The sequence below is a fragment of the Opitutus sp. ER46 genome (assembly GCF_003054705.1).
In the GTDB taxonomy this organism is placed as follows: Bacteria; Verrucomicrobiota; Verrucomicrobiia; order Opitutales; family Opitutaceae; genus ER46.
Genome location: NZ_QAYX01000021.1, coordinates 442,984 through 464,612, shown reverse-complemented (window position 1 = coordinate 464,612; position 21,629 = coordinate 442,984). Strand labels below are relative to the sequence as shown.

The following is a 21,629-nucleotide window of genomic DNA, read 5'->3' as shown; positions in this document are numbered from 1 at the left end:
TGACCTAACACCAAGCAAACCGTAAGAACTACAAACATTCACCGTCCTCTAGGACAGTGCTGACTACGGAGAGATAAACGCCGCCGCTTCGAAAATGCTCAAAAAAAGCCGAAGGTTTTTTTGAGAGCACATATTGAGCTATTAATCAGCGGTTTATACTACAAAGTGACTTTTGAACGCGCGCTCCCGGCGCGCGTTTTGAACGTGCTTCGCCCCCGCTCTTTTCGGCCCGGAGGCGCCGCAATCAGGGCACCACGCTGGGCACCGCGGCCGGGGTCGGCATTGGCGTCGGCTTCGACGCGGCCTTCAGGGGGTAGCGGTAGGTGTCGCCCTCGTAGTTCCGGAAGACGATTTCGTCGTCCGTGATCTTCTCAATGTAATCCGGATTGATCGGCACCTTGCCACCACCTCCGGGCGCATCGATCACGTACTGGGGCACGGCGTAGCCCGTGGTGTGGCCGCGCAACGCCTTGATGATCTCGATACCCTTGCGGACATCCACCTTGAAGTGGGAGCCGCCGGTGATGAGGTCCATCTGGTACAAGTAGTAGGGCCGCACACGCATGCGCAGGAGGCGGTGCACGAGAGCCTTCATCACGTCGGCGTCGTCGTTCACCCCGCGAAGGAGAACGCTCTGGTTGCCCAGCGGCACGCCGGCGAACGACAGCCGCTCGCAGGCGTCGCGCAGCTCGGCGGTGCACTCCTTCGGGTGGTTGACGTGGATGCTCATCCAGATCGGCCCGTATTTGCGGAAAATCTCACCCAGCTCCGGCGTGATCCGCTGTGGCAGGAAGACCGGGATCCGGGAGCCGATGCGGATGAACTCCACGTGCTTGATCTCGCGCAGCCGGGCGAGCAGATGCTCAAGCTTGCGATCTGAAAGCAGCAGCGGGTCGCCACCGGAGAGCAGCACGTCGCGCACTTCGGGATGCGCCTCGATATAACGCAGGCCCTGTTCGTACTCCGGGTGAAAATTGTAGTCCTGGGCGTTGGAAACCAGGCGGCTGCGCGTGCAGTAGCGGCAGTACGAAGCGCAGCGATCGGTCACCAGGAACAGCACGCGATCCGGGTAGCGGTGCACGAGGCCCGGCACCGGCGAATGCGCGTCCTCGCCCAGGGAATCGAGCATCTCGCCGTCGGAAACAACCATCTCGCCCGCGCGCGGAATCACCTGCTTGCGCACCGGGCAGTTGGGATCGTTGCGGTCGATCAGGTTGAAAAAGTAGGGCGTGATCGCCAGCGCCAGCTTGTGGTTCGCGTGCTCACAACCGGCCCGCTCCTCGGGCGTGAGCGTCATGTACTGCTCCAGCTGCTCGATCGTGGTGATTCGATTCTTCAGCTGCCACGTCCAATCGCGCCAGCTGCTTTCCGGAATGTGCTGCCAAAGCCCCTGGCCCTCGAACCAGGTGGCGCGGTCATCGATATAGGACATGGGCTTGGCGGATAGGAAAAGGTGACGTGTCGCCCTGTCAAACGGCGCGACAAGCAAGGCACGCCGCAAACCGACCCAGTGCCCCGCTGCGGGTTCGAGCACACCGGCCGAGAATCCGCCCATTTGCGGCTGGGACAAAGCCCCACCCCGCAGGCCCACCGGCAGGAGGCGGAGTCAACCTACGGCACGATCTCGCCTGGACGAGGGATACAATTATTACACCCTGCACAACAACGCCTTAAATAATAATGTCCAGATACTCGACGATAATGTCCCGATTCTCGGCCGCTGGTCCCAGCGGCCGAGAGGACAAAGATTTCTAGGAAACGCCTTGGCAGGGTGGAGCTCTCACTTTTTCGTTCGGCTTTAATGTCCACATTCAAGCCCGCGATTCTCGCCCTGGAGGATGGTTCCGTCTTCCACGGTCGTGCTTTTGGCGCCGAGGCCACCGTTTCCGGCGAGTGCGTGTTCAACACCTCGATGACCGGTTATCAGGAGATCCTGACGGACCCCTCCTACTTCGGCCAAATCGTGACCATGACGGCCGTGCAGATCGGCAATTACGGCGTGAACGACGAGGACACGGAGGCGAGCCGCCCGAAGTGCTCCGGCTTTGTGGTGCGCGAGCTGTCGCCGGTGGTGAGCAACTGGCGCAGCAAGTCGTCGCTCGACGACTACCTGCGCAAGTACGGCATTCCCGGCATCAGCGAAATCGACACGCGGGCCCTCACCAAGAAACTCCGCGTCGACGGCGCGATGAAGTGCTGCCTGAGCACCGCGGCGCTGAGCGAAGCCAAGGCGCTGGAGCTGGCCCGCACGTGGCGGGACATGGCGGGGGCGGACTACGTGAAGGACGTCACCTGCGCCGAGCCCTATATCTGGCGGGCCGACGACCCGGCGAATTTCAACCAGCCGTACTATCCGGTGGGCACGACGATGAACGCGCCCGGCGCCCCGGCGAAGAAGTTCCGCGTGGCGGCGTTCGACTACGGCGCGAAGCACTCGATCTTCCGCAAGCTCGTGAACCACGGCTTCGAGGTGCAGGTGTTCCCCTCGCGCGCGACGGCGGCCCAGATCCGCGAGCAGAAGCCCGACGCGGTGTTCCTCTCGAACGGTCCCGGCGATCCGGCCGCGCTGCCGTACATCCACGAGACCGTCTCCAGCCTGATCGAGGAGTACCCGATCTTCGGCATCTGCCTCGGCCACCAGATCGTCACGCACGCGTTGGGTGGCACGACGTTCAAGCTCAAGTTCGGCCATCGCGGCGGCAACCAGCCGGTGAAGAACCTCGAGACCGGCAAGGTCTCGATCACGGCACAGAACCACGGTTTCGCGACCGACCCGAAGTCGATCGAGAGCCGCGGCGCGAAGATCACCGAGATCAATCTGAACGACAACACGGTCGAAGGCCTGCGTCACACCCGACTCCCGGTCTTCAGCGTGCAATACCACCCGGAAGCGGCCCCCGGCCCGAACGACGCCGACCCGCTGTTCGTCGACTTCTACAAGATGGTCGAGGCCCGCAAGGCGGGGAAGATCTGAGCAGCGATCTCTCGTCGTCAGTCGACTGACCGCACGCGATTCTCCGCGTCTCCCTGCCGAGCGCCTGTCGCGGTGCCGTAAACCATTCCGAGGTCGCGGAACCGCAATTAATGGTCCGCGCTCGTTGCGGCAGTCGGCCTCGTCGCAGCCGTCGGCGCACTCCCGGGCACCTTCGGCTTCGTCGCCAGCTTTTCGTCGAACCAGGCCAGCGACGGTGGACCGACGAGGTCCAGCCGCACCATCAACGAGAGGTGATTGTCCTGGGGCGTAACCTCGCGGCGGCTGCCCTTCGGCGCGGCGGCCAGCAATCGCTCGCTCCGCACCGGCCTGACCCACGTGTCGGCCTGGCCATGGAAAAGCAGCACAGGCACCTGCACGCGCCGCATCGCATCCACCACGTCCAGTTTCGCCCAGTCAAAGCCCGCCAGTTTCGCCGCTCGCTGCAGTGCCCCCTGATACGTCGCGTCGCTGAGGCGCCCCGCGATCTTCGGATCAAATTCGCGCGCGAACTCCGGGACCACGGAACGCGCATCGTCAAACGGCGCCATCGCCACGACGGTCGCCACGCGCGGATCCAGTGCGGCCAGGCGAATTGCGATCGCGGCGCCATATGATTGTCCAAACACGCCGAGTTGCCCGACGAGGAGCCCGCGCGCCTGCACGTCATCGATGACTCGTACGAGATCAGTCGCCTCCCACGCCCCGTAACCGATCCATTTGCCCGTAGAGCGCCCGTGCCCGCGCAGATCGACGAGCACCACCTGATAGCCTTCGCGGGCGAAATAAAACGCCCAGCCAGCCATCGCCTCCTTCGACATCAGGAAACCGTGCAGCAGGAGCAGCGTGCCCTTGACCGGTTCGATCCGGGGATACGGCTGGCCGTTCTCCTGCTTGAACTCGGTGGACATCGAAAAATCGAGCCCCTCCTGTCCATCAGGGCTCTTCGTTTCCTTGATGTTGTAGTCGAGTCGGTACCGCGCCGCCGGCAACACCGCCACGCTGAGCTCTGCCTCCGGCGGCCCCACCCGGGTGCGCCACTGGTGGCTGTAGCCAGCATCTGCCGTTGCCAGAAACTGCGGGTTGCGGAACATCGGCGGGAGGCCGTCGTGATTCGGCGCCCGCACGATGCGTTTGGCCAGCATCTGCGATGCGCAGCCCGAAAGAGCCAAGACCGCCCCGACGCAGCACGCCACCGCAAGGAGCAATCCCCTGGTCCGGCGGCGTCCTCCGGTCGTCACGGCTAGTGCAGCCACTGCTCGAACTTCGCGGCGTCCTCCGGCGTATCGACGCCGATCGTCTGGTCCTCAGTGACGTCGCACGCGATCTCGTAGCCGTTCTCCAGTACGCGCAGCTGCTCGAGTTTTTCGATCTGCTCGAGGCGACCCAGCGGCAGCTTGGCGAACTTCTCGAGGAGTTCCGCGTGGTAGCCGTAGAGCCCCAGGTGCTTGAAACAGGGGTGGTTGGCCACCCAGGTATCGTCGACCCTGCCGCCGCGATCGCGGGCGAACGGGATTGGCGCCCGGGAGAAGAAGAGCGCGCGCTTCGCCGCCGGCGCGAGCACCACCTTCACCTGGTTGGGATTCGCGAAATCCTCCGCGCGGTGGAAAGGCGTGGCCATCGTCGCCATCGGCGCCCCACCCACCAGCATGCCGGCCAGGGCGCGAATCTGCGCGCCGGTGACCAGCGGCTCATCTGCCTGCACGTTCACGACATACTTCGCGCCGACGGTCCGGTTCGCCTCCGCCAGTCGATCCGTGCCGCTCTGGTGCGCCGGACTCGTCATCAGCGCCTGAAACCCACCTTCCGTCAGGCAGTCGCGCAGGAGTTCATGATCGACGGCGAACCACAACGGGAACTCCGGGGCCTGCGTCTTAATTCTTTCTGCAACCCATCGGACCAACGGTTTGCCCTTGATCTGGTGCAACAGCTTGCGGGGGAAGCGGGTGGATTCCAACCGGCAGGGAACGATGATTGCGGTCTGAGCCATTTCCGCGCAGCCTGCCGCCCTGTTTTGGAGTTGCAAGCCACCGCCTGCACCCGGAACTTGGCCGGCCTTCCGACGACATGAACAAAAGCGACGCCTCACCTGCAGTCCAACCTCTCATCAAGGAACTGGTCGTGCAGAACAAGATGGGCATTCACGCCCGCCCCGCTGCCATGATCGTACGGATCACCAACAAGTTCAAAGCCGAGGTCCTCGTGGAAAAGGATGAGGAACAGGTGAATGGGAAAAGCATCATGGGCCTGATGATGCTCGCGGCCGGCAAGGGCTCGAAGGTGAAGTTTATCGTCACCGGCGAGGATGCCCCGGCCATGGCCGCCGAACTCGAGGCGCTGTTCGCCCGCAAGTTCGACGAAGCATGATTCGCTAACGCGAGTCATGACGCGCCCGGGGCGGGCGCGATTGGGGGCACGCTGCGGGATGTTTCATCACGACGCGTGAGTTTCGCCCGCCACGGCGCAGTTGAGGTGAGCGACCGGGAGATTCGGGGCATTCTCGACGGATCGTCTGCCACCGATCGGGGCGCTGCAGCGACCGACATGATTCGCGTCAGGGAAGCATGAAGAAGCGGCGGGCGTTGGCGGAGGAGATTCGGGCCAGTTCGTCGAACGGGATGCCGAAAACGTGCTGGGCGGCGTATTCCGCGGTGTGTCGGACATACGCCACTTCATTGGGCTTCCCGCGATGCGGCATCGGCGTGAGGTACGGCGCATCGGTTTCGATCATGAAGCGCTCCAGGCCCTGGGCCTTGGCCGCCCGGCGCACATTCTCAGCCGACTTGTAGGTCAGCACCCCGGTAAACGAGCCCACCGCGCCGCGGCGGTTCAGCTCCGCAATCTCGGCCTCGCCTTCGGTGAAGCAGTGGAACACCACGCGCCGCCAATCCACCCCGCTCGCATCAATCATCTCCACGCTCGACCGGAAGGCGTCGCGGGAGTGCACGACGACCACGCAGCCCAGCCGCTTCGCGATCTCGAGCTGGGCCGCAAACGCGAGTTGCTGCCAGCCGAAGATCTCCTCCGCCTTCGCCGGATCGTTCTTCGGCAGGTGAAAGCGATCGAGCCCGCATTCGCCCAGCGCAACCGGCTTCGGTTGGGAAGCTTCGCTCCAGTACGCCTCGATCTGCGCCACGGCCGCCGCCCAGTCCGCCTGCACCGAACAAGGATGCAGCCCAACCGTGTACCGCACGAATTCCGGCTGCTGGCCCGCGATCTCGCGATACATCGTCCAATCGTCCGGCCCCGTGCCGATCGTGATCAGCTGATCGACCCCCGCCTCGCGCGCGCGCTGGAGCGCTCCCGGCATCGTGCCGGCGCGAGCAAAGGACTCGAGGTGGGTGTGCGTGTCGATGAGAGCCATGCGCCCCACTCAAGCGAGGAGCCGGGAAGGCTCAAGACGCGCGTGCGTGCGTCACCGCGACATTGCGCATTGCGCACCCGCTGGCCCTGCCGGCCACCCGCGGCATTTTACCCGACGCAAACGTCGCGCCCTCGGCGCCAACTCAGCGCCCAACCGTCACGTCGTCCTCAAAGGGGGACTCGCCGGGCTCGATCAGAACGCTGCCGCCGCTCGCGCGCAGAACGATGCGCGGCCCACCGGCGTTGAGCCGGCCGGCGAGCTTCCGCTCGCCCACGCCGCCCGGCGCCGTCTTGAAGGCCACCTTCGTCTTCACTTTCCCGAGCCACGCCGCCTTGGCCTCCAGGTCGCAGTTCGCGGCTGGATCGATCTTCGCGCCGATGCTGCCGCCGGACGATCTCACCTCCGCCCGCCCCTGGAAGTCGCGCGGGAAACCGACGATCGCATTGCCCGCCTCGGCGTACACCTGCAGGTCGGCCTTGGCCGCCATCACCTCCACGTCACCACTCGTGTTCCTGAGGTCTGTGGCGCCGGTCACCGTGCCCACGCGGATCAGCCCGCGGAGGACGCGCGCCTTGAGCGGTCCGGTGCAACGCGAGACGATGACGTCACCGAACTGCGTCGCGAGGTCCACGTCGCCCCCCACCCGCCGCACGAAGATGTTGCCAGTCTCCAGGGCGACGCGCAGCCGCCCGGTGACATTGCCCACGATCACCGAGCCATTGATCGTCTTGAGGTCCAGGTTGAACGCGGCCGGCACGGTCACCTGAAACGCGGGCTCAATCTGATCATCGTCATTCCAGACAAACCGCGCCTTGGTCTCGTGCGGGTGGCGCGCCACCACGCGGACGTGCCCGGCCTCGTCCGAGATATCCAGCTTCAGCCGGCTCAGAATCCGTTCCACGTCGACCGCCGACTCGGGCGCGACATTCAACGTAACGGCAATCTGCACCTCCTTCGTGTCCGCCTCGGTCACCGTGATCGCGCCCCGGTAGGTATCGATCGTCAGCGTGCCACCGACCGCGGCCGGGAACGTGCGCTCGATGCGCCGCTCCGTGCCACGCGCCGCGACGGTCAGCAGACCCAGGGCAAGGACGAGGCGGAGGAAGGCGTTCATGGTGGGGTCACACCGGGCCGGGGACGTGGCAACGTCACCCCGCGAACACGGCGCTCAGCGGGACGTGATCCACTCGCCGAGGGGCCCTTGGTAGAAGCCGAGAACGATCGAGGCGAGCGCGAGGGCCCCGAGGGCGAACTTCACGGGCAGGGTCACGCGCGCCGGGGCCGGGCGCGCGGGCGTGCTGGCGTCGGTGGGCGGCACCCACGTCTCGAAGAACGCAGCGCGAATCCAGCCGAAGTAGTAATAGATCGAAATGACGACGCCGGTGATCGCGATCAGCAGCAGCCAGCGCGCGCCCGCTTCGTAAGCCGCGATGAAGACGAGCAGCTTGCCCATGAACCCGGCGAGCGGCGGGATGCCGGCCAGCGAACCGAGGCCAACCGCGAGGATCGCGGCGAGGAAGGGATTCTGTTTCGCGAGCCCGAGGTAGTGATCGACGTCCTGCTCGGCGTCGTTCGCCCCCGCCATGTGCGCCATCACGCCGAACACCGCGAACGAAGCGATGAGGTACGCGAAGAGGTAGAAGTAGATCGCACCCGTCGCGAGGCCGGCAAGGTCGGGCGTCCCCGCCGCGACGACGCCCAGCAGGAGGAAGCCCGCGTGCGAGACGCCGGAGAGGCCGATCAGCCGCTTCACGTTGTGCTGCGTGAGTGCGGCGATGTTACCGAAGAGGATGGTGGCCGCTGCCATCGCGCTGAGGATCGGAAGCGTCAGGTTGCGATACGGCGCGAAGGCGCCGTCGGCCGCGCAAAGGCCCAGGAGCACGGCAAAACCGGCGGCCTTGGAGGCCACCGCGAGGAACGCGGTCACGGGCGTGGGCGCGCCCTGGTAAACGTCAGGCACCCAGATCTGGAACGGAAAGGCCGCGATCTTGAAGGCGACGCCCGCGAGCACGAGGACGATGCCGAGCTTGGCCAGGAAGAGGTCGGGGTTCGCCGCCAGGAAACGGGAAAGGTCGGCGTAGTGCATCGACGCCACCGTGTGCGCCGGCAGCGCGGGATTTCCGGCCACACCGTAAAGCAGGACGATGCCGAAGAGCAGCAACCCGGAGCTCAGCGCGCCCATGATCAGGTACTTCAGACCCGCTTCGAGCGAGGCGGCACTGTTCCGGAAGTAGCCGACCATGATGTAGAGGCCGATCGTCAGCGTCTCGAGCGCCACGAACAGCATCACGAAGTGGCTGCTCTGGGCCAGGAGCATCATCGCGCCGGTCACGACCAGGAGCACGTGGTAGAACTCGATCCGCGGCACCCGCTGGCCGGCGAAACTCACGCGGCCGAGCAGGCACACGAGCAGCGCGGAGAGCAGGAAGAACGCCCGCATGAACTGCCCGCCAGTCGTGTGATGGAGGAGTCCGTTGAAGGTCTCGGTGCCGAGCGTCGGCGCGCCCCAGGTGACGGCCAGGGCCACGAGCGTACCGAGCAGGCCCACGGCCGCGACGCCGGGGATCAGGCGGTGCTGCGACTTCGGCAGCAGGATCTCCAGCACGAGCAGCAGCAGCGCCACGCAGCCCAGCGTGAGCTCGGGCCAGATCGCGCACCACGCGTTGTCCGCCGCGGCGAGTTTGACAGCTTCGAGATTCATCGAGGGAGAACGGGATGAGTGGCCACGGCCGCGACCGGGGCGTTCGCCGCCGGCGTCACCGCGGCATGGATCGGGTCGGAGATCGAGCGCGGCCAGAAGCCGATCAGGAACAGGAAGGCCAGGAGGACGAGCGCCGGAATCTTCTCCGCCCAGCGCAGGTCGGTCGGCGGTGTCTTGGCCGCGACTTCCTTCATCTTGTCCGTCGCCTCGCCGAAGAACACGCGCGCCACGGCGCGGAGCCCGTAGATCGCGGAGATGATCACGCCGGCGACGGCGATGACGGTGAGGGTCGGCGAGAAGGCCCAGAGCGCGACGAAGATCGCGAGCTCACCCCAGAAGTTGGCAAAGCCCGGGAGGCCGATGCTGGCAAAGCTCGCGGCCGCGAAGAACGCGGCGAGCACCGGCGCCTGCGTCACGAGACCGCCCATCTCGTCCATCGCGAAGGTCTGCGTGCGGTGGTGGATGCTGGTGGCGAGCAGGAACAGGAGCGCGACCGACAGGCCGTGGGCCACCATCATCATGACCACGCCGCCCACGCCGAGCGTCGAACCGGCGGCAATGCCGAGGAAGGCATAGCCCATGTGCATGACCGAGCTGTAACCGATCATCTGCTTGAGATCGCGCTGGGCGATGGTGATGAAGCCGACGACGAGCACGTTGCCGATCGCGGCGAGCCAGCCGAGCGTCACCGCCCAATGGCCGAGGCCAGCCGGCACGAGCGGCAGCGCCACCTGGATGAGCCCGTAGAGGCCGAACTTTTTCAGGACACCGGCGTGAAGCATCGCGTTGGAGCTCGGTGCGGCGCCATACCCGAGGGGAGCCCAGGTGTGCAACGGCCAGAGCGAAACCAGGATGCCGAGGCCGAACATCAGCAGGCCAAAGATATTCTGCTGCAGCGTTTCGCCCAGCGGATGCGCCGCGAGGTGCGCGCGGAGGGCAATCAGGTCGAACGTGTGCGCCCCGCTCTTCACGTAGAGGATGATCAACCCGAGCAGCGAAATCATCGCGCCCACCGTCAGGTAGATCGTCATCGTCATCGCCGCGTAGCTGCGATCACGGCCGCCCCAGACGCCCACCATGATGAAGGTCGGGATGAGGGCCAGTTCGTGGAAGAAGTAGAGGAAGAAGACGTCGACGCTCGCGAAGACGCCCATCAGGCCGCCGAGCATGACCAGCAGCAGCATCAGGTACATCTTGAGCCGCTCCGCCTCGGACTGCAGCGCGTAGAGTCCGGCCGCGAAACCGACGATGCCCGCCATCGCGAACAGCGGCATCGAGATGCCGTTCAGGCCCAGCTTCAGGCTGATGCCCAGCCCGCCGAGCCCGGTGGCGTACTGCGTGAGGAAGGCATAGCCGTCCCGGTGCGCCACGCCGTCGAAGTGCCACCACGTGTGCAGGCTCATCAGCAGCGGCACGGCGAAGCCGAAACCGGCCAGCCACACCGACCAGCGCTTGGGCAGCCCGAGCGCAATGAGCAGGGCCACCGCGAGCGGCGCCGCGATGGACAGGAGGAGGGGATCGAAGGGCAAGTCGCTCATCGCTGGATCAGAAACACATCAGGCCCGCGGCGGCGGCCCAGAGGCCGACGAGCCCGAGCAGGAACCAGTACACGTAGGCGTTCACGTTGCCGACATGCGCGGCACGCGCGCCGAGGCCAAACAGCCCGACGACGCCCGCGAGGCCGCGGACGATCAGGCCGGCCAGGAAGATCTGTTCGAGGAAATTGAGGAAGAGCGCGAACCGCTGCTGGACCTTGGCGACGTAGTAGCCGTACACGCGGTCGAACCACTCCTTCAGCCGTACGAGCCCACCGAAGAGCCCGGGCGAACGCTCGGCGAGCGCGTCCTTCGCGCCGCCGGAGTAGAACGCCCATGCGCCCATCGCGCCGACTGACATGACCGCGACGCTCGTCAGGATGACGACGGTGTACGCGCCGCCGTGGGCCTCAGGCACCTGGCTGAGCACGCCGGCAAAGGCGTTGCGGAACACCGTCTGATAGAACCAGCCGTGGCCGCCGACGATCGACAGCACCGCGAGCGCGACCAGCGGCAAGGTGATCTCCCAGCTGTTTTCATGCGCGTGCTCGGCCGCGTGGCTGCGCGGTTCGCCGAAGAACACGATCTTCAGCAGGCGGAACATGTAGAAGGCCGTGAGCGCGGCGGTGAACGCCAGGACCGCGAAGACCGCGGGGTTATTGGCGTACGCGAGATAGAGGATCGCGTCCTTCGAGAAGAAACCCGCGAACAGCGGCATGCCGCTGATGGCCAGGACGCCGATCGTGAAGGTGGCGAACGTGACCGGCAGCTTCGCCTTCAGCCCGCCCATCTGGAAGATGTCCTGCTCGTGATGGCAGGCATGGATGACCGAGCCGGAGCCGAGGAAGAGGAGCGCCTTGAAGAAGGCGTGCGTGGCCAGGTGGAACATTGCGGCGCCCAGGCCGGCGGCGATGACGATCTGGTGCGACATCCCGCCCATCTCGTGGGTGACGGAGAGCGAGCCCAGGCCGAACGCGGCGACCATGTAGCCGAGCTGCGAGAGCGTGGAGTAAGCCAGCACCTTCTTGATGTCGCTCTGCACGACCGCGCAAAGGGCGGCGTACAGCGCGGTCGCGGTGCCGACCCACATGATCACGTGCAGCGCCTCCGGCACCATGAGCACGTTGATCCGGCACAGCATGTAGATGCCGGCGGCAACCATCGTCGCCGCGTGGATCAGTGCGGACACGGGCGTCGGGCCCTCCATCGCGTCGGGCAGCCAGACGTGCAGCGGCATCTGGGCCGACTTGCCGATCGCGCCGCAGAAGAGCAGCAGCGGGATGGCGGCGCTGGCAACGTGATGGTGGCCGAGCTCCGAAAGGTTCACGGTGCCGTTGGCGTGGTAGCACCAGACGATGCCGAGCAGGAAACCGAAGTCGCCCACGCGGTTCACGATGAAGGCCTTCTTCGACGCCTCGGCGGCGGCGGGGCGCGTCACGTAGTGCGCGATCAGCAGCCAGGAGCTGAAACCGACCAGCTCCCAGAAGATAAACATCATGAAAAGGTTGTCGGCAAAGACGATGCCGAGCATCGAGAACATGAAGATCGAGAGCCCGCCGAAGTACCGCGCCTTGGCGCCGTCCTCGGCCATGTAGCCCAGCGAGAACACGTGCACGCACAGGCCGACGATCCCGACGATCGTCAGCATCAGCGCGGCGAGGTCGTCGAACTTGTAGCCGATCGAGAGCGTGAAGCCGCCGAGCTGCAGCCACTCCGTCGCGGACTCATGGCGACCGCCCGAAAGCGCGAGTCGGAGGCCGAACACGCAGATGAAGACCGCGGCCATCACGGAAACGATGGCAGCGACGCCGCCCGCCCGGCGCAGGAACAGCGCGATCACCGCCGCCGAGAGCAGCGGGACCAGCAGCAGCATGGGAATGACGGTCGTGTGCGTCATGAAAGGAAGAGGGGCAGCGAGGGGCGGGTCAGTTCTTGAGCGAGTTCAGCTCGTCGAGCTGCACGGTCTGGCGCTTGCGGAAGAGCGCCACAATGATCGCCAGGCCCACGGCCACCTCGGCCGCCGCCACGGTGAGGATGAAGAAGACGAAGACGTTGCCGTCCATCGTGCCGTTGAACCGCGAGAACGCGACCAGCGCCAGGGTCGAGGCGACGAGCATCAGCTCGAGGCACATGAACACGACCAGCGTGTTCCGGCGGATCAGCACGCCGAGCAGGCCGATCGCAAACAGCAGGAAGCTGAGGACGAGGTAAGCGTTGAGCGTCGGGGCGATCATGTTCGGAAGGAGGCGGATGGTGGCGGCGAAGCTCAGCGGTTGGGCTGCTCGCCCTCGGCGGGCAGGCGGCGGCTGACGACGATCACGCCAATCATCGCGATGAGGAGGAGGAAGCCCATCACCTGCACCGGCAGGAGATAGGTGGTGAAGAGCTGGTAGGCATACAGCTTCAGCGAGCTGCCGAGCGCCGGAGCGGCCGTGTCGGGAGTGGTGAGCCGGCCCTGGGCGTAGAACGACGCGATGCCCGCCAGCACCAGCGCGAGCGCGAGGCCGCGGGCGACGAGCGGGATCTTCGCGAGGCGCGGCTTCTCGTCCCCCTTGGTGTCGAGCAGCATCACGATGAACAGGAACAGCGCGACGACGGCGCCCGCGTAAACGAGCAGGAGCAGGAACGCCAGGAGGTAGGCATTGAGGCCAACGAACAGGCCGGCGACGCCGACCAGCGACAGCAGGAGGCACATGGCGCCGTTGACCGTGTTCTTGCTCACGACCACGCCGACGGCGCAGATCACCGTGAAGAGCGCGAGGAGATTGAAGAGGAAGATCATCGGAAGCGGGAGGCTCGGGCGGCGCGGGGACTCAATGATGGTGGGCTTTGCCCTCGATCTCGGCGGCCTTCTTCTTGTCCCACTTGAAATGCTGGTCAGGGAGCGTGCCGCCCAGCTCGTAGAGCTTGGCCTTGTTGTTGACGAGGTCCTCGCGGGTGTAGCCCGAGAGCGAATACTGCTGCTGCAGGAAAATGGCCTCCTCCGGGCAGACCTCCTGGCACATGCCGCAGTAGATGCAGCGCAGCATGTCGATGTCGAAGGCCTGCGGCGCGCGCTCGACGTGGGCGTTGACGGCGTCGGGCGGAATCTCGCCCGGGGTGATCCGGATGGCCTTCGGCGGGCAGACAAATTCGCAGAGCTGGCAGGAGACGCACTTCTCGCGGCCGTTCGGATCCTTCACCAGCGTCGGCACGCCGCGGTAGCCGGGCGGGATCGCGGGCCGCTGCTCGGGATACTCGAGCGTCTGCGCGGGCGCCACCAGGTGCTTCAGCGTCGACTTCATCCCGCCCAGGATCTGCGGGATGTAGGTGCGCTCGAGGAAGGTGAGCGGCTTGCGTTGGACGGGAACTCCAGTGGCCATGCGTGGGAAAGGTTACGTCCGTTCGATCACCGCGATCGCGATCGCGTAGACGACGAGGTTGACGATCGAGAGCGGGAGCAGCCGTTTCCAGCCGATCTCCATGACCTGATCGTAGCGGAAGCGCGGAAGGGTCCACCGCACCCACATGAAGAAGAAGATCATCGCGAGCACCTTCAGGATGAAGATGGCGATGGAAACGAGGCCGAGCGCGATCGGGTGGCCGGCGAGGTGCGTCCACTCGGCGAACTGCGCCAGCGAGATCCAGGGCAGCGGATTCCAGCCGCCGAGGAACAGGAGCGTGAAGACGGCCGAGCCGATCAGCATGTGCGAGTACTCGGCGACGAAGAACAGGCCCCACTTGAACGCGCCGTACTCGGTGTGGAAACCGCCGACGAGGTCGGCCTCGCCCTCCGGCATGTCGAACGGCTGGCGGTTGGTTTCGGCGAAGAGCGAGACGAGGAAGACGAACGCCGAGATCGGCATGATGAAGATGAACCACATCCCGCCCAGGAAGCCGGGGTGGCTCTGGAACTCGACGGCGCGCGCGAGGCTCATCGTGCCCTCGCGGCCCGGCTCGTTGAGCCAGAGGAAAACGGGGATCACCGAGAGCGTCATCGAGAGCTCATACGAGATGAGCTGCGCCGAGGCGCGGATGCCGCCGAGGAACGGGTACTTCGAGTTGGAGGCCCAGCCGGCGAGGATGACCGAGTACACGCCGAGCGAGGCGACGGCGAAGATGGCAAGGATGCCGATGTCGAGGTTGGTCAGCCCGACCGGCACGACCTCGCCGGCCGCATTGACGTACGCGCCGTATGGCACGGTCGTCACGGTCGTCAGCGCGGGAACCATCGCGAGGATCGGCGCCAGGATGAAGTAGAACTTGTTCACGTGACCCGGCACCGGGTCCTCCTTGAACAGCATCTTGCCGCCGTCGGCCATGACGTGAAACACGCCGAGCCGCCGCAGGAACGGGCCGACCACCGGGATCCAGCCAAACCACGGCACGACGGCGCGGCTCGGGCCGGGACGATCCTGCACCCAGGCCGCGACCTTGCGTTCCGCCATCGAGCAGACGCCCGCGATCGGGAAGATCACGAGAATCGCCGCGAGCCCCTTCAGGAGGCCCTGCACGACCAGAGGGAGTTGGAGGTAGAAATCGACCATCTCAGGAAAGGACCATGAGCGCCGCGCCCACCACCACGCCAACGGCGGCGGCGATGCGCAGCTTGTTCGTTTCGGCCTGGCGGGCCTCCAGCTCGCGCAGTTCGGCCTTCTTCACCGGCGCCGGCGCCGGCGCGGTCTTGCGCAGCGTGTAGGCGAACAGCCCAAGCCCCGCGAGGGCGAAGAAAAGTCCGAGTCCGAATACAGGGAGGTTGTGCATGGAAGCGTGAAGGGGAGTCGCGCGGGAACGTCAGCGGGCGGCGGTGGCGACCGGCGCGGCCGCGGGTTGGTAGTGCAGCGTCTCGCCCTCGGCGAACGGCTGGCCGGCCCAGGCGGAGCCGTCGAGCACGAGGCCGGTGTCGGGCAACCGCGCGAAGCTCGCCGAGGCGAGCGCCGGGACGGCGGCGGCGAGGAGCGTCCACACCGCGTGGATCTCGGCGGCCACCGACGTGCCGCCGGCGGCGACGATGAGCCGGTTGAGCGCGGTGAGGTCGTCGCACGCGGTGACGGGCCCGGGAACCGCCTTGAAGAAGGCCTGCAGCCGGAACTGCTGGTTCACGAACGTGCCGCTCTTCTCGAAAACCGTCAGCGTCGGAATGACGACCTTGGCCGCGAGCGTCGTCGCCTGCACGTGCGTGCCGAGCGCCACGACTGCGACCTTGGCGAGCTGCGCGGTCGACAGGCCGGCGGCGAGCAGGTCCTCGCCCACGGTCACGACCGCCTTCACCTTGCCGGCGTCGATCGCGGCGCCGAGTTCGGCGAGACCACCCAGCGCCAGCCCGGCGGCGGGCGCGGCGGGCGCCTTCGGCAGCGCCTTCACGAGACCGGTGACCAGAGCGCCGCGGAGGTTCGGGTTGCGGTCGGAAGAGATGAGAATGCCGTCCCCCGGCCCCACCCGCGTGACGACGTGCGTGGAGGCCCGCAGCAATTCGGCGAGCTTTCGCGTGAGGAACTGCTCTTCGACGCTGCTGCGGCCGGAGCCGACGACGGCAATGGCGCCAGCGGCGCCGCGGAAGACATCGGCAGCGGCGGCAATGGCGGCGTCGAGCGAAGTCGCCGCCCCGTTGACCTGCGGCTCGGTGAGCCGGTCGTTGGCGCGGACCTGCTTGTAGAGATCGCGGCCGGAGTCGGCCATCCAGGTGTCGTTCACCTCATCGTTCCGGCGCGGCGTGATACGGTAAATGACGCCCTCGCGGGACCAGACGACGGTGTTGGCGCCGACCGAGGACTCGATGTCGATGCTGTTGGTCTGCTTCAGGAACCAGACGCGCATCTTGAACCGGAAATCGGTGCTCGTGAGCGCGCCCACCGGGCAGATGTCGACGGTGTTGAGCGAGTAATTGTTCGCGAGCGCCTTGCCCGGGTAGCAGGTGAGCGTCGAGTAGCTGCCGCGATCGATGAAGCCGAGGACGTCGTCCTTGACGATCTCCTTGCAGAACCGGATGCAGCGCGAGCAGAGGATGCAGCGCTCGTCGTCGAGCGTGACGCGCGGCCCGAGCTGGGTGCGCTTCGGCTTCACGTTTTTCTGCTCGATGAAGCGCGAGTAGCCGCGACCGTAACCGGTGGCCTGTTCCTGCAGCTTGCACTCGCCGGCCTGGTCGCAGATCGGGCAGTCGAGCGGGTGATTGATGAGCAGGAACTCCATCACGCCCTCGCGACAGTCCTTGATCATCGGCGTGTTGGTCCGCACGTGGAGGCCGGGCGACGCGTTGGTGGCGCAGCCGATCTGGGGCCGCGGCATCCAATTGATCTTCTGCTTGCCGGTGGCCGGGTCGATGACGGGCACCTTGGTCGCGGGATCGACCGCCGGCATGCCCATTTCGATGAGACACATCCGGCAGTTGCCCACGACCGTTAGCTTCGGGTGGTAGCAATAGTACGGCACATCCACGCCAACCAGCCGGGCGGCTTCGATCATGTTCGTGCCCTTCGGCACGGCGACATCCTTGCCGTCAATGTTGACGGTGATGAGGTCGGGTTTGGCGGGTGGGATCATTGCGAAAGTGGAAACTCAGACGAGCGGGAGGGCGCTGACGTGGGTCTTGCCCTTTTTGGCCTCCGGATAGGCGCGGAATTCCTCCGGGAACTTGGCGACGTAGCTCTGCGTGGGCCAGGAGCACGCCTCGCCGAAGGCGCAGATGGTGCGGCCGGCGATCTGGTCGGCGACGCTCTTCAGCAGCACGCCGTCCTCGGCGCGCGGCGTGGCGTGGACCATGCGGGCGGTGATCTTCTTCATCCACAGCGAGCCTTCGCGGCAGGGCGTGCACTGGCCGCAGCTCTCGTGGGCGTAGAAGGCGTTGATGTTGCCCAGGGCCTCCACGATGTTCACGGAGTCGTCCATCACGATGACGCCGCCGGAGCCGCCCATCGTGCCGCAGGCCGCGAGCGTGTCGAAGTCCATGGGGATGTCCTCGACCGCGAGCGTGCGCGTGGAGCCGTCCTTGTTCTTCAACGTGAAGGTCTCGCCGAAACGGAGAATCTTGGCCGAGGAGCCGCCGGGAATAACGGCCTTGAACGTGCGGCCGGGCAGCGGGCCGCCGCAGACCTCGTTGAGCAGTTCGCCGAGGGTGATCTTGCCGACCTCGTACTCGAAATAGCCGGGCTTCTGCACGTGCCCGCTGACGCACAGGATGCGGGTGCCGGTGTTGTTCGGCGTGCCAATGCGGGAGAAGGCGTCGCCGCCCATGTCCACGATGTGCTTCACGTGGCAGAGCGTCTCGACGTTGTTCACGATCGTCGGGCACTGGTACAGGCCGAGGACGGCGGGGAAATAGGGCGGCTTGATGCGCGGGTAGGCGCGCTTGCCCTCGAGCGATTCGATGAGCCCGGTTTCCTCGCCGCAGATGTAGGCGCCGGCGCCGCGGTGGACGTAGATTTCGCAACCGTAGGCCGTGCCGAGGATGTTCGGCCCGCAGAAGTTCGCGGCGCGGGCCTCGGCGATCGCCTTTTCCAGGATCCGCGCGCCGTGGGGCATTTCGCCGCGGATGTAGATGTAGGCCTGCTTCACGTTGTTCGCCCAGCAGGTGATCATGATGCCCTCGATCAGCTGATGAGGGTCCTGGTGCATGATGTACCGGTCCTTGAACGTGCCCGGCTCGGACTCGTCGGCGTTGACGACGAGGTAGATCGGCTTGCCGCTCTTGCGGTCGACCAGACCCCACTTCACGCCGCACGGGAAACCCGCGCCACCGCGGCCGCGCAGGCCGGACTTCTTGACCTCGTCGATGATCGCCGCCGGCTGCATGCCGACGGCCTTCTTCAGCATCTCGTAGCCGCCATGGCGCACGTAGCAGGCCAGGTCATTGGTGTAACCAGGCTCGTCGATGTGCTTGAAGATGATCCGGCGTTGTTGCGGCGCGCGCATGCGGGGAAAGGGCTAAAGAGCTGAAAGACGGAAGGGCTGAAGGGTCATTCGAGGTCTGTGGCCGATTCAGCCATTAGGCCTTTCGGCCTTCTCCCGTTTGATCTGTTCGCTGATCTGTTTCGCCTTCGCGACGTCGACCTTCTCGTGCAGCTCGTCGTCGACCATCACGACCGGCGCGGTGCCGCAGCTGGCGAGGCACTCGACAAACTCGATCGTCACCTCGCCGTCGGGCGAGACCTCGCCGCGGCGCGTGTTGAATTCCTTCTCGAAGGCCTCGCAGGTTTTGTAGCCGCCCATCAGCGCGCAGGAGAGCGTGCGGCAGACCTTGATGTGGCGGCGGCCGATCGGCTGCTGCCGGAACATCGGGTAAAACGTGACCAGCTCGTAGATGTTGATCGGTTCGAGCTCGAGCTTCTGCGCGATCCACTCGATCGCCTCCTTCGAAATGAAGCCGACGTCCTCCTGGACGAGGTGCAGCAGCGGCAGCGCGGCGCTGCGCTTCACCGGGTAATGGGTGATCACCTCGTCAATGCGGCGAAGGGTTTCGGGTTTCAGATTCATGGTTGAACCACAGGAGTCACGGCGGGCGCGGGATCAGCGGTCGCACTCGCCCATCACGAAGTCGAAGGAGCCGAGGATCGCGACGACGTCGGAGATGAGGCAGCCGACGCTCACCTTGGGAATGATCGAAAGATTGCAGAACGACGGCGACCGGATCTTCAGCCGGTACGGCACGCCGCCGCCCTTGCTCACGATGTAGAAGCCCAGGATGCCCTTGGGATTCTCCGCCTCGAAATAGACTTCGCCAGCCGGCATCTGCGGGCCCTCGGTGACGAGCATGAAGTGCTGGATCAGCTCCTCCATCGAGGTGAGCACCTTGTCCTTCGGCGGGTTGAAGATCTTCTTCGCGTCCTCGGCAAACCACGCGCCGCCGGGGAACTTGGCCACGGCCTGCTTGATGATGCGCGCCGACTGGCGCATCTCCTCGCCGCGGACGAGATAGCGATCGTAGCAGTCGCCCTTGCTGCCCACGGGCACGTCGAACTCGTAGTTCTCGTAGCCCGAGTACGGCTTGTCCTTGCGCAGATCGAGCGCGACGCCGGAACCACGGAGATTCGGGCCGGTGAGACCGTAGGCCAGCGCGTCGGCCTTCGAGATCACGCCGACATCGACCGTGCGGTCCATGAAGATCTTGTTCCGCGTCAGCATCGCGAGCGTCTCCTCGAGCATCGGGAGGAACTCGTCGCAGAACGTGTTCACGTGCCCGAGCCAGTCGGGCGGCACGTCGCGAGTGACGCCGCCGATGCGGGTGTAGCTCGTGGTGAAGCGGGCGCCGGTGAGCTCCTCGAACAGCCGGTAGAGCTTCTCGCGCTCGTTGAGGCACCAGACGAGGACAGTCCAGGCGCCGACATCGAGGCCGAACGCGCCGAGGCCCATCAAGTGCGACGAGATGCGGGCGAGCTCCGCGGTGATCACGCGGATGGCCTGGCAGCGCGGCGGCACGGTGAGGCCGGCCAGCTTCTCGACCGCGATGGCGTAGGCCATGTTGTTCGCGAGCGGCGCCAGGTAATCCAACCGGTCCGTGTACGGCACGAACTGGTTGTAGGTCATGTTCTCGGCGATCTTCTCGTCGCCGCGGTGCAGGTAACCGATGACCGGGTCGGCCTTGGTCAGGGTCTCGCCATCGAGCTCCATCTGGAGCCGGAACACCCCGTGCGTGGACGGGTGCGACGGGCCCATGTTGAGCGACATCTTCTCGGTCTCGAACTCGGGCGTCTCGCCAGCGGCGCGGGCGCGCGCGGCTTCGGCCGCCTCGGCGGCCCGGGCCTCATGGTCGGGATAGGCAAATCCGGTGCTCATCGGTTCACTCCTTCACCTGCCGCAGTTCGCTGTGGCCCGGTTTCGCGCGGCGATCGCTCCAGGTCTCGTCCTTGGCGCGGGGCTCCGCTTCCGTGAGGTTGATTTCGCCCGGCGAAGCGACGAACGGGCCGCCCTGCATGGGCGCCGCGATCACCTTCGTGCCGGTCTCCTCCGCGATGTCCTCGACGGGCAAATCGGTCTCGATCCCGGCCAGGGGGAACTCCTTCCGCAGCGGATGGTAGGGATAACCGTCCCACATCAGGATGCGGCGCAGGTCGGGATGCCCGGTGAACTTGATGCCGAACATGTCGTACACCTCGCGCTCGTGCCAGTTGGCGCCCGCCCAGAGCGCAACCACGCTGGGCGCGGTCGGCTCGGCGTCGTTCGCACAGTCGGCGGCGATACGCAGGTAGGCGCCCGGATGCGTCACCGACAACACGTGGTACACCACCGTGAACCGCGGGGAGCTGTGCTCGCCGTTGTCGATCGCCGTGACGTCCATGAGGAGCTCGAACGCGAGTTCATCGCGCAGGAACGCCAGCACGGCGGGTACATCCGCGATCGGCACGTTGAACGCCGGGTGGTCGACACTCGGACGTGCGGTGGCCTGCGGAAATTTCTCTTTCAGCGCAGTGGCAGCGTCAGCGGGCACGGGAAGGTGGGTGGAATATGAGGGTGAAGGGACAGGAGGGAGCGGGTGGCGGCGTGGTCTTCAGGCCGGCGCACTCATCGCGGCTTGAGCAGGGTCTGGGCGGCAGGTTCCCGCTTCACCTTGGCCTGCAGCTTGATGAGCGCATCCAGGAGCGCCTCGGGCCGCGGTGGGCAGCCGCTGACGTACACGTCGACGGGCAGGATGCGGTCAACGCCCTGCATGTGGGCATAGCTGCGGTACATGCCACCCGAGCTGGCGCAGGCGCCCATGGCGATGACCCACTTGGGCGCGGGCATCTGGTCATAGATGCGGCGAACCTGGGGGGCCATCTTGTAGGTGACGCTGCCGGCGACGATCATGCAGTCGGATTGCCGGGGCGAAAAACGCATCACCTCGGCGCCAAAGCGCGAGATGTCGAAACGGGCATTGCCCACCGCCATCAGCTCGATCGCACAGCACGCCAGACCCATGGGCATCGGCCACATGGAGTTGGTGCGGATCCAGTTGATCACGGCGTCGGCGCGCGACACGACCACAGAGCCTTCAACCTTGCTGTTGTAGCCGTATTCGACGTTCGCGGTGACCATGGTGTGGGAGTGGTAGGGCGGGACGGAAATCCTGTTGAGAGTTGGCCTCCTAACCGGCTCGCGCAAGTCGGT

21 protein-coding genes are annotated in these 21,629 nt (G+C 65.8%); 2 read left to right on the top strand and 19 right to left on the bottom strand.

All coding sequences use genetic code 11. From position 1 onward, the window contains the following. Window positions 1-244 precede the first annotated feature (244 nt). Window positions 245-1,432: a KamA family radical SAM protein gene (locus DB354_RS10355; protein WP_107835544.1), complete on the bottom strand. Its 1,188-nt coding sequence runs from the start codon at window positions 1,430-1,432 to the stop codon at window positions 245-247. 369 nt (window positions 1,433-1,801) lie between these two features. On the opposite strand from DB354_RS10355, the gene carA reads away from it, so the two are divergent. Next, a complete protein-coding gene (gene carA, locus DB354_RS10350; protein WP_107835543.1) occupies window positions 1,802-2,974 on the top strand; it encodes a glutamine-hydrolyzing carbamoyl-phosphate synthase small subunit in 1,173 nt (390 codons plus the stop codon). A gap of 107 nt (window positions 2,975-3,081) precedes the next feature. On the opposite strand, the gene DB354_RS10345 is transcribed toward carA, so the two are convergent. Both DB354_RS10345 and kdsB read right to left on the bottom strand, forming a co-directional pair. Beyond that, window positions 3,082-4,116 carry an alpha/beta fold hydrolase gene (locus tag DB354_RS10345; RefSeq protein WP_107835542.1) on the bottom strand — a complete coding sequence of 345 codons (1,035 nt, stop codon included), beginning with the start codon at window positions 4,114-4,116 and terminating at the stop codon, window positions 3,082-3,084. A gap of 98 nt (window positions 4,117-4,214) precedes the next feature. Continuing rightward, complete coding sequence (gene kdsB / locus DB354_RS10340; RefSeq protein ID WP_107835541.1) at window positions 4,215-4,961, bottom strand: 3-deoxy-manno-octulosonate cytidylyltransferase; 747 nt, start codon at window positions 4,959-4,961, stop codon at window positions 4,215-4,217. Between the two features lie 77 nt (window positions 4,962-5,038). On the opposite strand from kdsB, the gene DB354_RS10335 reads away from it, so the two are divergent. Beyond that, window positions 5,039-5,338 (top strand): HPr family phosphocarrier protein, encoded by a 300-nt coding sequence (locus DB354_RS10335; RefSeq protein ID WP_107835540.1) that lies wholly within the window; start codon window positions 5,039-5,041, stop codon window positions 5,336-5,338. Window positions 5,339-5,525: 187 nt separating this feature from the next. Here DB354_RS10335 and DB354_RS10330 read toward each other — a convergent pair whose 3' ends face one another. The 16 genes from DB354_RS10330 to nuoB all read right to left on the bottom strand — a co-directional run bounded on the left by DB354_RS10330 (window position 5,526) and on the right by nuoB (window position 21,557). Then, window positions 5,526-6,335, bottom strand: a complete 810-nt coding sequence (locus DB354_RS10330; protein ID WP_107835539.1) for a TatD family hydrolase — start codon at window positions 6,333-6,335, stop codon at window positions 5,526-5,528. A 142-nt stretch (window positions 6,336-6,477) separates the two neighbouring features. Continuing rightward, window positions 6,478-7,449 carry a hypothetical protein gene (locus DB354_RS10325; protein ID WP_107835538.1) on the bottom strand — a complete coding sequence of 324 codons (972 nt, stop codon included), beginning with the start codon at window positions 7,447-7,449 and terminating at the stop codon, window positions 6,478-6,480. A 54-nt stretch (window positions 7,450-7,503) separates the two neighbouring features. Continuing rightward, window positions 7,504-9,036 (bottom strand): NADH-quinone oxidoreductase subunit N, encoded by a 1,533-nt coding sequence (locus DB354_RS10320; protein ID WP_107835537.1) that lies wholly within the window; start codon window positions 9,034-9,036, stop codon window positions 7,504-7,506. Continuing rightward, the gene (locus tag DB354_RS10315; RefSeq protein ID WP_107835536.1) at window positions 9,033-10,574 is read right to left on the bottom strand and encodes an NADH-quinone oxidoreductase subunit M; all 1,542 of its coding nucleotides are present in this window, start codon (window positions 10,572-10,574) and stop codon (window positions 9,033-9,035) included. Before DB354_RS10315 ends, DB354_RS10320 begins: the two co-directional genes overlap by 4 nt. A 7-nt stretch (window positions 10,575-10,581) precedes the next feature. Next, window positions 10,582-12,468, bottom strand: coding sequence for an NADH-quinone oxidoreductase subunit L (gene nuoL, locus DB354_RS10310; RefSeq protein WP_107835535.1), 1,887 nt, complete (start codon window positions 12,466-12,468; stop codon window positions 10,582-10,584). Between the two features lie 28 nt (window positions 12,469-12,496). After that, a complete protein-coding gene (gene nuoK / locus DB354_RS10305; protein ID WP_233256603.1) occupies window positions 12,497-12,805 on the bottom strand; it encodes an NADH-quinone oxidoreductase subunit NuoK in 309 nt (102 codons plus the stop codon). Between the two features lie 32 nt (window positions 12,806-12,837). Further along, window positions 12,838-13,353, bottom strand: coding sequence for an NADH-quinone oxidoreductase subunit J (locus DB354_RS10300; RefSeq protein ID WP_107835534.1), 516 nt, complete (start codon window positions 13,351-13,353; stop codon window positions 12,838-12,840). A gap of 31 nt (window positions 13,354-13,384) precedes the next feature. Then, window positions 13,385-13,933, bottom strand: a complete 549-nt coding sequence (locus DB354_RS10295) for an NADH-quinone oxidoreductase subunit I (protein WP_107835533.1) — start codon at window positions 13,931-13,933, stop codon at window positions 13,385-13,387. A gap of 12 nt (window positions 13,934-13,945) precedes the next feature. After that, a complete protein-coding gene (locus tag DB354_RS10290; RefSeq protein ID WP_107835532.1) occupies window positions 13,946-15,097 on the bottom strand; it encodes a complex I subunit 1 family protein in 1,152 nt (383 codons plus the stop codon). A gap of 1 nt (window position 15,098) precedes the next feature. Continuing rightward, complete coding sequence (locus DB354_RS10285) at window positions 15,099-15,314, bottom strand: hypothetical protein (RefSeq protein WP_107835531.1); 216 nt, start codon at window positions 15,312-15,314, stop codon at window positions 15,099-15,101. 30 nt (window positions 15,315-15,344) lie between these two features. Further along, a complete protein-coding gene (locus tag DB354_RS10280; protein ID WP_107835530.1) occupies window positions 15,345-17,090 on the bottom strand; it encodes a 2Fe-2S iron-sulfur cluster-binding protein in 1,746 nt (581 codons plus the stop codon). A 15-nt stretch (window positions 17,091-17,105) separates the two neighbouring features. Further along, entirely contained in the window at window positions 17,106-18,458 is a 1,353-nt protein-coding gene (gene nuoF / locus DB354_RS10275) for an NADH-quinone oxidoreductase subunit NuoF (RefSeq protein ID WP_107835529.1), read from the bottom strand. Between the two features lie 66 nt (window positions 18,459-18,524). After that, window positions 18,525-19,019, bottom strand: coding sequence for an NAD(P)H-dependent oxidoreductase subunit E (locus DB354_RS10270; RefSeq protein ID WP_107835528.1), 495 nt, complete (start codon window positions 19,017-19,019; stop codon window positions 18,525-18,527). 33 nt (window positions 19,020-19,052) lie between these two features. After that, window positions 19,053-20,318, bottom strand: a complete 1,266-nt coding sequence (nuoD, locus tag DB354_RS10265) for an NADH dehydrogenase (quinone) subunit D (RefSeq protein WP_107835527.1) — start codon at window positions 20,316-20,318, stop codon at window positions 19,053-19,055. A 4-nt stretch (window positions 20,319-20,322) separates the two neighbouring features. Next, the gene (locus DB354_RS10260; protein WP_107835526.1) at window positions 20,323-20,970 is read right to left on the bottom strand and encodes an NADH-quinone oxidoreductase subunit C; all 648 of its coding nucleotides are present in this window, start codon (window positions 20,968-20,970) and stop codon (window positions 20,323-20,325) included. Between the two features lie 74 nt (window positions 20,971-21,044). Next, window positions 21,045-21,557 carry an NADH-quinone oxidoreductase subunit NuoB gene (nuoB, locus tag DB354_RS10255; protein WP_107835525.1) on the bottom strand — a complete coding sequence of 171 codons (513 nt, stop codon included), beginning with the start codon at window positions 21,555-21,557 and terminating at the stop codon, window positions 21,045-21,047. Between the last annotated feature and the right edge of the window lie 72 nt (window positions 21,558-21,629).